Below are 12,261 nucleotides of genomic sequence, written 5' to 3' on the forward strand. Positions count from 1 at the left end.
CTGTCTCCGAGACGTCCCTCTCCACGGCGTCCCGCCGCTCCACCCCACTCGATCCCAGGGAAGACATGACCCAGCACCTCGCTGCCCCTGCCGCCGCCGCCACCGAGACACAGCCGGACTGGTGGCGCGACGCGGTGATCTACCAGGTGTACCCGCGCAGCTTCGCCGACGGCAACGGCGACGGCATGGGCGACCTGGCGGGCGTCCGCAGCCGGCTGCCGTACCTCAGGGACCTCGGCGTCGACGCCGTCTGGCTCAGCCCCTTCTACGCGTCACCGCAGGCCGACGCCGGGTACGACGTCGCCGACTACCGGGCCATCGACCCGATGTTCGGCAGTCTCCTGGACGCCGACGCCGTCATCCGCGACGCCCACGGGCTGGGGCTGCGCATCATCGTGGACCTGGTGCCCAACCACTCCTCCGACCGCCACGACTGGTTCCGGCGCGCCCTCGCCGAGGGGCCGGGATCCCCGCTGCGGGAGCGCTACCACTTCCGCCCCGGCAGGGGCCGCGACGGTGAACTCCCGCCCAACGACTGGGAGTCCATCTTCGGCGGCTCCGCCTGGACCCGGGTGCCCGACGGCGAGTGGTACCTGCACCTCTTCGCGCCCGAACAGCCCGACTTCAACTGGGACCACCCCGCCGTCCGGGACGAGTTCCGCTCCATCCTGCGCTTCTGGCTCGACATGGGCGTCGACGGCTTCCGCGTCGACGTCGCGCACGGCCTGGTCAAGGAGGCCGGGCTGCCCGACATCGGCAGCGCCGACCAGCTCAAGCTGCTCGGCAACGACGTGATGCCGTTCTTCGACCAGGACGGCGTGCACGAGATCTACCGCAGCTGGCGGCAGGTCCTGGAGGAGTACGAGGGTGCCCGCATCCTCGTGGCCGAGGCGTGGACCCCGACCGTCGAACGCTCCGCGCACTACGTGCGCCCCGACGAGATGCACCAGGCCTTCAACTTCCAGTATCTGGGCACCTCGTGGGACGCGGAGGAGCTGCGCGCGGTCATCGACGTGTCGCTGGCCGCGATGCGTCCGGTGGGGGCGCCCGCCACCTGGGTGCTCTCCAACCACGACGTCACCCGGCACACCACCCGGCTCGCCAACCCGCCCGGCATGGGCACCCAGCTGCGGACGGCCGGTGACCGGGAGCTGGGCCTGCGCCGCGCCCGCGCCGCGACCCTGCTGATGCTCGCGCTGCCCGGCTCCGCCTACCTGTACCAGGGCGAGGAGCTCGGCCTGCCCGACGTCACCGACCTGCCCGACGAGGTGCGCCAGGACCCGTCGTTCCTCCGGGCCGCGGGCCAGGACGGCTTCCGGGACGGCTGCCGGGTGCCCATCCCGTGGACCACCGAGGGGTCGTCGTACGGCTTCGGCGCGGGCGGCAGCTGGCTCCCGCAGCCGGCCGGCTGGGGCGAGCTGAGCGTGCAGGCGCAGACCGGCGACCCCGGCTCGACCCTGGAGCTGTACCGCAGCGCGCTCGCTCTGCGCCGCGCGGAGCCGGGGCTCGGCGCGGGCACCGCCGTCGAGTGGCTCGACGCCCCCGCAGGGGTGCTCGCCTTCGCCCGCGAGGGCTTCGTGTGCACCGTGAACACCACCGGCGAACCCGTACGGATCCCGGCACCGGGCAAGGTCCTGCTGGCCGTCGAGGAGACGGAGGTCGTGGACGGGACGGTGGTCCTGCCCGCCGACACCACCGTCTGGTGGACGGTGTGACGCTGCCCGCCACGCCGCGGGACGCCCACCGGGGCGCCCCGCGGCTCCTGGACATCGCCGCCCAGGCGGGGGTCAGCGAGGCCACCGCGAGCCGGGTGCTCAACGGCAGGGCCGGGGTGGCGGCGGGCACCCGGCGCCGGGTCCTCGCCGCCCTCGACGTCCTCGGCTACGAGCGGCCCACCCGGCTGAAACGGCGCAGCGCCGGCCTGGTCGGCCTGGTCATCCCCGAGCTGACCAACCCGATCTTCCCCGCCTTCGCGCAGGCCATCGAGCAGGTCCTGGCCGGCCACGGCTACACCCCGATGCTCTGCACCCAGATGCCGGGCGGCGCCACCGAGGACGAGCTGGTCGAGCAGCTGGAGGACCGCGGGGTCAGCGGCATCATCTTCCTCTCGGGCCTGCACGCCGACCTGACGGCCGACCCCACGCGCTACCGTGAACTGGCCCACCGCAAGGTGCCGTTCGTCCTCGTCAACGGCTACAACGAGAACATCCCGGCCTCCTTTGTCTCGCCCGACGACCGCTCGGCCGTACGGATGGCGGTGCGCCACCTCGTCGACCTGGGGCACGAGCGGATCGGTCTGGCCGTCGGGCCGACCCGGTACGTCCCCTCCCTGCGCAAGGCGGAGGCGTTCACCGCCGCCCTGCACGGCATGCTCGGCCTGCCCGCGGCCGAGGCCGAACGGCTGGTGCGGCGCACCCTGTTCACGGTCGAGGGCGGACAGGCGGCGGCCGGCGCGCTCCTCGGCCTCGGCTGCACGGCGATGGTCTGCGGCAGCGACCTGATGGCGCTCGGCGCCGTCAGGACGGTGCGCGAACGCGGCCTGACCGTGCCCGGCGACGTCTCCGTGGTCGGCTTCGACGACTCCCAGCTCATCGCCTTCACCGATCCGCCGCTGACCACCGTGCGCCAGCCGGTGCGGGCGATGGCGACCGCCGCGGTGGGGGCGCTCCTGGAGGAGATCGGCCACAACCCCGTGCAGCGCACGGAGTTCGTCTTCCAGCCCGAGCTGGTCGTACGGGGATCCACCGCGCAGGCCCGTGCGCAGAGGGTTGACCGCGCATAGAGGGCGCCCTACGGTCCAACTCGCAACAAGTTTCCATGACTTGCTGCAAGAGCCTTCAACGCCCGGGAGGTACCCCATGACCGGCCGCCCCACGCAGCCCCGCAGACTCCTCGCCGCCGCGCTCGCCCTCGTGGCGGGCGCCGCGGGCGCTCTCGTCGCCGAGGCCCCCGCCGCCCAGGCGGCACCGCCCGGCGCCAAGGACGTCACCGCCGTCCTCTTCGAGTGGAAGTACGCGTCGGTGGCGAAGGCCTGTACGACGCAACTCGGTCCGTACGGCTACGGCTACGTGCAGGTGTCGCCGCCGCAGGAGCGCATCCAGGGTGACGCATGGTGGGCCGCCTACCAGCCCGTCAGCTACAAGATCGGTACCAGGCTCGGCAACCGCGCCGACTTCGAGCGGATGGTCGACACCTGCCACTCCGCCGGGGTGAAGGTCGTCGCCGACGCGGTCATCAACCACATGACCAACGCCTCGGGCACCGGCTCCGCAGGCTCCCGCTTCACCAAGTACGACTACCCCGGCACCTACTCCGCCGCCGACATGGACGACTGCAAGGCCCCCATCAGCGACTACCGGAACCGGTGGAACGTCCAGCACTGCGAACTGGGCGGCCTGGCCGACCTGGACACCGGCGAGGAGTACGTGCGCGGCCGCATCGCCGGCTACCTGAACGACCTGCTCTCCCTCGGCGTGGACGGCTTCCGTATCGACGCGGCCAAGCACATCCCCGTCGACGACCTGAAGAACATCAAGTCGCGGCTGACCGACCCGGGCGTCCACTGGAAGCAGGAGACCCTGTACGGGGCGGGCGAGGCGGTCTCGCCGGACGAGTACACCGCCACCGGCGACCCCCAGGAGTTCCGCTACGGCTGGGACCTGAAGCGGGTCTTCAAGGACGAGAAGCTCGCCTACCTCAAGAACTTCGGCGAGGGCTGGGGGTACCTGCCGAGCGGCTCGGCCTCGGTGTTCGTCACCAACCACGACACCGAGCGGCACGGCCAGACCCTCAGCTACAAGGACGGCGCCGACTACACCCTCGCGCACGTCTTCATGCTGGCCTGGCCCTACGGCTCGCCCGACGTGCACTCCGGCTACGAGTTCAGCGACATCGACGCCGGGTCGCCCGACGGCGGGCTGGTCAAGGCCTGCTACAGCGACGGCTGGAAGTGCCAGCACGCGTGGCCGGAGATCCGCTCCATGGTCAAGCTCCGCAACACCGCGCGCGGAGCCGCCGTCACCGACTGGTGGGACAACGGCGACGACGCCATCGCCTTCGGCCGGGGCGACAAGGCGTACGTGGTCATCAACCACGAAGGGGCCACCGTCGAGCGCACCTTCCAGACGTCCCTGGCGGCGGGCACCTACTGCGACGTGCAGAGCGGCCGGAAGGTCGGCGTGGACGGCTCGGGTCGGTTCACCGCCTCGGTCGCACCGAACACGGCGCTCGCGCTGCACACCGGGGCCAAGGGCTGCTGACCCCGCCCCCTCCGACCGGCCGTCCGGCCCGCCTGTGTCCCCGCCGCCGGGCGGCCGCACCCCTCCGCGTACCGGCCGCGGCCTCCCGCACCGCAACCCCTGAACGCCTCCGACCCCGCAAGGAGAAGCTGACGTGACCGGCTCCCCGCGCCGCGCCGCCGTGACCGTGGCCGTCGCCCTGCTCGCCGCCTGTGCGCCCCTGAGCGCGTCGGCGGCGGCCCCGCCCCGCGCGCCCGCCGCACCGGACGCGGCGGCCGGGCCTGCCGACGGCCTCGACCTGTCGACGTCCCGGGCCCAGTGGATCGACCGCTCCACGCTGGCCTGGGACGGCGCCACCGGCACCGGGCACGAGCTGTGGTACGCGCGCCGCGGGGGCCTCACCGTCAAGGACGGCGAGCTGAGCGGCGCGGCCCGAAGGCTGCGCCTCACTCCGGTCGAGGGAGGCCTCACCCATGCCCAGAAGGCGAGGTTCCCGCACCTGAAGGACTACGCCGCCTTCACCGTCGACCGCCGCGACCGCGACCGGGTCCGCGCCGCGCTCACCGGCCAGCTCGTCGCCACCGGGCGCTCCGCCGACGGCACCCTGCGCGCCGCCACCGGCGTACAGACCCAGGGCGTCCTCGACGACCTGTACGCCGCCTCCGCCGGCCCGGCGCGGCTCGGCCCGCGCTTCGTCCACGGCCGGGTCACCCTCGCGGTCTGGGCGCCCACGGCGCAGCACGTCGCGCTGGACATCGGCGGCCGCACCGTTCCGATGCGCCGGGACCGGGCGTCGGGGGTGTGGTCGGTGACCGGCCCCGGCCACTGGCGGGGCAAGGCGTACCGGTACGTCGTGCGGGTGTGGGCGCCGAGCGCGGGCAAGGTCGTCACGAACAGGGTGACCGACCCGTACTCGACCGCCGTGACCGGCGACTCCCTGCGGAGCCTCGCCGTCGACCTCGCCGACCCGGGGCTCGCCCCCAGGGGCTGGTCCGGGCTGCGCAAGCCGAAGGCGACCCCGCTGCGCGACGCGCAGATCCAGGAACTGCACATCCGCGACTTCTCCGTCGAGGACCGCACATCGGACCATCCCGGCCGGTACCTGGCGTTCACCGACGAGCACTCCGCCGGCATGCGGCACCTGCGCGACCTCGCCCGCGCCGGGACCTCCTACGTGCACCTGCTGCCGGCCTTCGACATCGGCACCGTCCCCGAACGGGCGTCGGACCAGGCGACCCCGGACTGCGACCTGCCGTCGTACGCCCCCGACTCCGCGGCACAACAGGCCTGCGTGTCCAAGAGCGCGGCCGACGACGCGTACAACTGGGGCTACGACCCCCTGCACTACACCGTCCCGGAGGGCTCGTACGCGAGCGACCCGGACGGGACCCGGCGCACCGTCGAGTTCCGCAGGATGGTGCAGGGGCTCAACGGCGCGGGGCTGCGCACGGTCATGGACGTCGTCTACAACCACACCGTCGCGAGCGGCCAGGACGAGAAGTCCGTGCTCGACAGGATCGTGCCCGGCTACTACCAGCGCCTGGAAGCCGACGGCACCGTGGCCACGTCCACCTGCTGCGCCAACACGGCCCCCGAGAACGCCATGATGGGCAAGCTGGTCGTCGACTCGGTCGTCACCTGGGCCAGGCAGTACAAGGTCGACGGCTTCCGCTTCGACCTGATGGGGCACCACCCGAAGGCGAACATCCTCGCCGTCCGCAAGGCCCTGGACGAGCTGACCGTGGCGAAGGACGGCGTCGACGGCAGGAGCATCGTCCTGTACGGCGAGGGCTGGAACTTCGGTGAGGTCGCCGACGACGCGCGCTTCGTGCAGGCCACGCAGCAGAACATGGCGGGCACCGGCGTCGCGACCTTCTCCGACCGCTCCCGCGACGCGCTGCGCGGCGGCGGCCCCTTCGACGAGGACCCTCGCGTACAGGGCTTCGCCAGCGGCCTCTACACCGACCCCAACTCCGCGCAGGCGAACGGCACTCCGGCCGAACAGAAGGCCCGGCTCCTCCACTACCAGGACCTCATCAAGGTGGGCCTGTCCGGCAACCTCGCCGGCTTCACCTTCCGGGACTCCGCCGGTGTGACGGTCAAGGGCGCGGACGTCGACTACAACGGCGCGCCCGCCGGTTACGCGGCGGCCCCCGGCGACGCACTCTCCTACGCCGACGCGCACGACAACGAAACCCTCTACGACGCGCTCGCCTTCAAGCTGCCCGAGGGCACCCCGGCGGCCGACCGCGCCAGGATGCAGCTCCTGGCGATGGCCACGGCCACCCTGTCCCAGGGCCCGGCGCTCTCCCAGGCCGGCACGGACCTGCTGCGCTCGAAGTCCCTGGACCGCAACTCCTTCGACAGCGGCGACTGGTTCAACGCCATCCACTGGAACTGCCGGACCGGCAACGGCTTCGGCCGCGGGCTGCCACCGGCCGCCGACAACAGGGCCAAGTGGCCTTACGCGAAGCCCCTGCTGACGTCATCACCCTCGCTGACCCCGGGCTGCGCGCAGATCAACGGCACGTCGGCCGCGTACCGGGACCTGCTGAGGATCCGCACCACCGAGCCCGCCTTCTCCCTTGCGACGACCGAACAGGTCCAGTCGGCGCTCTCCTTCCCGCTCTCCGGCACCCGGGCCGAGACACCGGGCGTCATCACCATGAAGCTGGACGACCTGGTCGTCGTCCTCAACGCGAGCCCGCGGACCCAGCGGCAGCGCGTCACCGCCGTGCGCGGCGCCCGGTACGCCCTGCATCCGGTGCAGGCGTCCGGCGCCGACGCGAGGGTCAAGTCAGCCTCCTACGAGCGCAGTTCGGGGGACTTCACGGTCCCCGCGCGCACCGTGGCCGTCTTCAAGCGAGGGTGAGCAGGGGGAGAACTGTCGACGCCGCTCAGCACAGCAGGAGCGCCGCCTGCCAGGGCAGTTCGCCGCTCGGCGCGTCCGGGGCCGTCGCGCCGCGCAGGGCGAGCGCGGCACCCGCCGCCCCGTCGAGGAAGCCGGGACGGTGCACAACGGCGGGCCCTCCGGGGGCGGCGGCGGGCCAGAGGAAGGGGTGGGCCGGGTCGGCCGCGCGCGCCAGGGCGTCGGCCAGCGCCGGCAACCGCGCCGCCAGTTCCGCCCCGCCGGGCTCGCGCGCCATCAGGGCCACGATCGTGGTGAGCCCCGCCAGGCCGTGGCAGAGCGTGGGGTCACCTGAGGCGCGGTCCGGGCCCCGGTGGTCGCACACCGCGGCGACCGCGGCGACCGCCTGGCGGTTCCACTCCGTCTCCTTGAGGGCCAGCGCGGCGAGTTGGAGGGCGCGGGCGACACCGGGCGTGCCGTAGCACCAGCCGCTACGGGCCTCCGCCAGCGCGGGACGGCCACCGGCGGCCGCCGCCAACTCCGCGTCGAGCGGGACGATGTTGGGCCAGCCCGTGCCGGCCGGGTCGCGCCGGTCGAGGAGCCACTCGGCGATGGTGCGGATGGCCCGCTCCTGGCCCGGCACCCGCACGCCGGCGCGATGAGCGAGGGACAGCAGGGCGAGCGGCCCGGGGATGCCGTGCGCGAGACCGGCGTTGAAGTGGCCGCCGGGAATCCCGTCCGGCTCGCTGAGCAGGATCGGATCGGCGGTCCACCAGCCGGGCACGGTGCGGCCGCCCGGTTCGGTGACCGGGCGGGTGAGGGCGACGAGGTGGGAGAGGACCAGCTCGGTGGTCGCGCGGTGCCCGGGCCCGGCGGCCAGGAGCAGCCGCCCGATGCCGGAGAGCCCGGCGATCACGTCATAACCGGCCATCCTGGCCCCGCCCGTCCCCGCCGCGACCCGGGCGGCGTCCTCCGCCACCAACCGCCGTGCCAGCAGGGCGACTTGGTCGTCGAGACGGTCCAGGAGCGCGGCGTACTCGCCGGGCCGGGTGACCGCGGTCCTCGCGGCGAAGGCGACCGCGGGCAGCCCCGCGTACAGCCCCTCCCGCGCGGTCCTGCGCACCCCGCTGACGGCCGCCGACAGATGGGCGTGCGCGACGGCGGCGTAGCCGTGGTCGCCGTGGGCCAGTGCCGCGAACAGGAGCCCCACCCCGGCGTGGCCGTCCGCGAGGGACTGGGGATGCCACAGCGAGCGGGTGGTGGCGGGCCCGGGTGGCTCGGCGGCGGTCACCCGCTCGGCCAGCGCCACCGGATCGGCCATGCGCTCCGCGAGCCGCGCGAGAAGGTCCTCGGTCATGCGTGTGCCCTTTCCCGGTCCAGGTGCGCCCGGACCGCGCCGCGGGCCACCGCGAGGGTCTGCGCCTCGGCCGTACGGTCCGTGCCGAGACGCCGGTTGGCGTGCATATGGACGAGGGAGGCGAGCACCGCGTCGGGAGAGACGGTCAGGGTGCCCCGCTCCTCCTCGGCGCGCACCAGCCGCCCGAACCGCTCCGGCGCCGCGAGCAGCGGCAGCGTTGCCGGGTCCGGCCGCCCCTCGGCGGTGATCGTGGCGAGCGCCGTCCTCCTGCGGGCCGCGAACGCCTTGTGGTGCAGCTCGCGTTTGGGGTACGTGGCGATCAGCCACTGCCGCCAGTCGCCGCCGTAGCCCCGGTGGAAGGCCCGTACCAGCTCGGTCACGTCGTACGCGGTGGACAGGATCCGGTCGTCGGCGGGCGCCGTGAGCCGGTCGAGGACCAGGTGGCTGTCGGCGTGGAACACCTCCTCGGCCGCGTGCAGCAGCGTCGGGCCGCCGTAGCGCTCGGTCTCGGGGGAGTAGCTGTCCAGGCGCAGTCCCCGGGCGAGCCCGTCGGCGGCGAGCCGCCCGGCCAGTTCGTGCAGGCGGGGCAGGAGCACGCCGTTGAGCAGCGCGGGGTCGCCGTGCAGCCGCAGCCGCAGATGCGGGTCCGGATCGGCGTATCGGATGAAGAACCACCGGTCGACACCCTCCGGCCCGCCGTCGGGGCCGGTGAGGAACGCGCGCAGCGGCCCGGTCAGGAGTTCGTCCTGACGCTCGGCGGAGGCGTAGAGCGCCGCGTACAGCCAGGGGCCGCCGGGGGCGATCTCGCCGGTGCCGCGGCGGGTCACCGGACGCGTGACGCGGGGGGAGGGGGCGGGCGGTGCGGCGGGCCGGGCGGCATCCGTCCCGGGGGCGTGCCCCCTGGCCCCGGCCTGCTGGGGCGCGGGCGCGCGCGGCGTCAGCGTCACCACGGCCTCCGCCTCGTGGGCGCCACCGGGCCCGTGCAGCCAGCCGCCGTCGCTGTCCTGGCTGAGGGGCGGTTCGTGGACGACGGCCACGCCCTCGCGCGCGCACTCGCGGCCCAGGATCTCCCGGTGGGAGGGGACGGCGAGGTTGAGGGGGATGCGATGGTCGCCGAGGGTGAGCAGGACGTGGTCGGGCACGCGCCACAGGGCACGCCACTCGTCGAGGGGCGGACCGGCCGCGTCGAGACGCCAGCGGGCCGGGGTGAGGAGAGTGCGGCCGGTGCGCACGGCGGGGAGGAACGGCAGGTCCTCCGCGGCGCCCCACTCCCACAGCCGCCACTGCCGGCGCCCGAACGCGGCGGCCTCCACGAGGAAGCGCACCGCGTTGGGCGCGGCCAGTTCGCGGTTGAGGACGTGCAGCGCCGACGGGGTCAGCTCGCGGCCGAGCTCCGTGGAGACGATCCGGAACCCCTCGGAGTCGGCGCTCACGGCGATCGAGTCGAGCGTGAGGTCGGTGACGCCGGGCGCGGCAGGACCGGGGTGGGCGCCGACGACCAGCCGCCCGTCCAGCCAGGTCGGCACCTGGGCGACGTTGGCGTGCCGGTGCTGCGACGCCTGGTGGTGGACCTGCACGGACAGTCGCCCGGGGGTCTCGCGCGCGGAGCGCACGACGTCCCGGATCGCCTCGCGCCGGTCGGGCGGGAAGAGGTGTGCGAAGCGGCCCATCAGGCCACCGGAGGCACCGGCCGCGCCGCCGAGGACCAGGGTGAAGTCGCCCCGGTCCACGGCGTCGGCGGACTCCGCCGCGATCTGCACGACGAGTTCGAGGGCGGACGGCCGCACGGTGGCGTCGGCCGCCTCGTCGCGGTCGGCCTCCTCGAATCTGCGCAGCACATCCTCGTCGAGGACGACCTCGCGCGCCCCGCGCGCCTGCGCCTCGGCGGCGAGGCCCAGCAGCAGGCGCCGGCGCTCGGGCCCGGGAGGCACGGGGCCCGGGTCGGGGCGGTGGCTCGGGGGCAGCCGGTACCCGGCCGGGGCGCCGAGGCCGATGTCGGGGTCCAGGACCTCCTTGACGGGGACGTGGCGTCCGAGGCCGTAGCGCTCCACGAAGTCCTGGTGGTATGCGGTGAGCCGGCCGGGGCCGGGTGGCGAGAGGCGCCACAGGGCCGTGGCGGCACGCTCCAACTCCCTGGCCACGGCGTGCGAGAGGACGGCCGTGCCGTCGAGGCGGAGGTCCACCTGGACGGTGTGGGACGGGGCGGTCGGGGCGGTGGTCGCGGCACGGCTCGCGGCACCGGTTCCGGGGCCCTCGGCGGCGCGTTCGAGTGCCGCGCGCCAAGCGGCCCGGCCCTCCCCGAGCGGCGTACGGCGGTACGCGTCCAGTGACGCGTGCAGCTCCCCGACCCACCGGGCGGCGGGCGTGGCCGCCGGCAGCAGTGCCTCGACGTGGGCGAGCGGGTCGGGGGCGTCCAGCGGCGGGCGAAATTCGGTCAGGAGGACCTCCGCGCCGATCAACTGGGCGACGAGGCGCGCCACGGCCCCCTCGGGCGCGCCGGGGAAGCGCGACTCGACCTCCCGCACCAGGTCTGCGCAGCGGACGGGGCGCGCGGCGGCCTCGACCACGGCACGGACGACCGGGGTGTGGCGGAGGGTCCGGGAGGCGGGACGATTCCCCGCCGTACCCGCCGAAGCCGATGTACCCGCCCCACCCGCGGCCCCTGGCGCCCCGGCCGGGGCGAACGGCAGGACCAGGCGCCCGCCGCGCACGAAGCACAGCCCGTTCACCACCACGCTGAGCCCTGTGTGCACGGCCGGGTCGCGTTCCCACGCGGCGACCAGGCCCGCAAGCCACCCGGCGTCGGGACGCACCGCCCGGTGCCCGGCGCCGGTCAGCTCGCCCTTGGTGGCCTCGCCGAAGGAGCCCCACAGGACGCCCGCGAGCAGGCCGAAGGGCGTGGGCCGGGAGGCGGCCCTGAGCAGATAGCGGGTCACGGCCCGGTGCGCCTTGCGCAGCTCGGCGGCGGCCACGGGGGAGTCGGCGCGGACGGCGTCGAGGGTGCGGGCGAGCGAGGGGCTGGAGACGTCGAGGGCCTCCCGGAACCGTGGGTCGTCCAGCAACTCCAGGAGCTGCCGGCGGATTTCACCGGGCGCTACGGAAGTGCCGCCCGGCCCGGCCGGCTCCGCCCCCGGGTCCTCGGCGTCCCGCCACGTCGCCCGGACGCTCGACCGGGGCAGCAGCGGCGCCCGCAGCAGCACCCCCTCCGCACAGCGAAACATCGGTTCCGCGCTCTGCTCAGGCCGCATTTCCGCCGCGTCCCCCACTCCGTGCACCATGAAACGGGCCGAGAAATACCCGATTCCTCCTGCCCCGGGAATGTCGCCACAGTAACCCCGGTACGCCCTTACCGGTACCCCTTGACTCCGTCCGCTATCCGTACCTAGATTCCGATTGTGCCGCCACAGTGCGGTGATTGGGCAGGTTCCACAGGTTTCACAGGTTCGACTGGTTTCCGAGGAAGGAATTCCCATGTCCGAAAACACGACGCAGGACCTCTTCGACATCGACCTCACCGAAATGGCGATCCAGGACGTCGACGCCGAGAGCGCCGCGGGCGGCTTCTCCGACGAGTCCCGCTTCCGTACGTGCACGACCTGCGCCCTCTGCTGACAGCGGCCGGGTGAGGGCCGGTCCCGGCGGCTTCCCGTACCGCCGGGACCGGCTCCCGCCGTTTCGGGGGTGCCCCCGACGGCGGCGCGCACTGCCCTTTCGGGCAACGCCGTTTGTGCGGTCGGGCAGGATCGCGGCGATAGATGGCGACACCATTGACGCGGCGCGCCTTTCGGGTCACGCTTTCCTGAGGAGTTCTGTCGGGT

Annotated in this window: 6 protein-coding genes and 1 pseudogene; 5 read left to right on the forward strand and 2 right to left on the reverse strand. The window is 74.2% G+C overall.

From position 1 onward, the window contains the following. The first annotated feature begins 65 nt into the window (after positions 1-65). The 4 genes and pseudogenes from ACZ6B8_RS21940 to pulA all read left to right on the forward strand — a co-directional run bounded on the left by ACZ6B8_RS21940 (position 66) and on the right by pulA (position 7,110). Entirely contained in the window at positions 66-1,715 is a 1,650-nt protein-coding gene (locus ACZ6B8_RS21940; protein WP_471608246.1) for a glycoside hydrolase family 13 protein, read from the forward strand. Next, positions 1,712-2,782 (forward strand): LacI family DNA-binding transcriptional regulator, encoded by a 1,071-nt coding sequence (locus ACZ6B8_RS21945; RefSeq protein ID WP_471082686.1) that lies wholly within the window; start codon positions 1,712-1,714, stop codon positions 2,780-2,782. Before ACZ6B8_RS21940 ends, ACZ6B8_RS21945 begins: the two co-directional genes overlap by 4 nt. Positions 2,783-2,858: 76 nt before the next feature. Next, positions 2,859-4,256: pseudogene (locus ACZ6B8_RS21950) on the forward strand (alpha-amylase); the annotation flags it as partial. A gap of 136 nt (positions 4,257-4,392) precedes the next feature. Next, positions 4,393-7,110 (forward strand): pullulanase-type alpha-1,6-glucosidase, encoded by a 2,718-nt coding sequence (gene pulA, locus ACZ6B8_RS21955; protein WP_471608247.1) that lies wholly within the window; start codon positions 4,393-4,395, stop codon positions 7,108-7,110. 25 nt (positions 7,111-7,135) lie between these two features. Here the strand turns inward: pulA and ACZ6B8_RS21960 are convergent, their stop codons facing one another. After that, the gene (locus ACZ6B8_RS21960) at positions 7,136-8,443 is read right to left on the reverse strand and encodes a lanthionine synthetase C family protein (protein ID WP_471608248.1); all 1,308 of its coding nucleotides are present in this window, start codon (positions 8,441-8,443) and stop codon (positions 7,136-7,138) included. Further along, positions 8,440-11,664, reverse strand: coding sequence for a lantibiotic dehydratase (locus tag ACZ6B8_RS21965; RefSeq protein WP_471608249.1), 3,225 nt, complete (start codon positions 11,662-11,664; stop codon positions 8,440-8,442). Before ACZ6B8_RS21965 ends, ACZ6B8_RS21960 begins: the two co-directional genes overlap by 4 nt. A 250-nt stretch (positions 11,665-11,914) precedes the next feature. Here ACZ6B8_RS21965 and ACZ6B8_RS21970 point away from each other — a divergent pair, with 250 nt between their 5' ends. After that, the gene (locus ACZ6B8_RS21970) at positions 11,915-12,055 is read left to right on the forward strand and encodes a hypothetical protein (protein ID WP_471608250.1); all 141 of its coding nucleotides are present in this window, start codon (positions 11,915-11,917) and stop codon (positions 12,053-12,055) included. The last annotated feature ends 206 nt before the right edge of the window (positions 12,056-12,261 follow it).

The sequence above is a fragment of the Streptomyces sp. NPDC041122 genome (assembly GCF_055592445.1).

Bases quoted from the DNA above. Each gene is read 5' to 3' on its own strand.
- ACZ6B8_RS21965 (WP_471608249.1), bottom strand. From the start codon at position 11,664: ATGTTTCGCTGTGCGGAGGGGGTGCTGCTGCGGGCGCCGCTGCTGCCC.
- ACZ6B8_RS21960 (WP_471608248.1), bottom strand. From the start codon at position 8,443: ATGACCGAGGACCTTCTCGCGCGGCTCGCGGAGCGCATGGCCGATCCG.
- ACZ6B8_RS21970 (WP_471608250.1), top strand. From the start codon at position 11,915: ATGTCCGAAAACACGACGCAGGACCTCTTCGACATCGACCTCACCGAA.
- ACZ6B8_RS21940 (WP_471608246.1), top strand. From the start codon at position 66: ATGACCCAGCACCTCGCTGCCCCTGCCGCCGCCGCCACCGAGACACAG.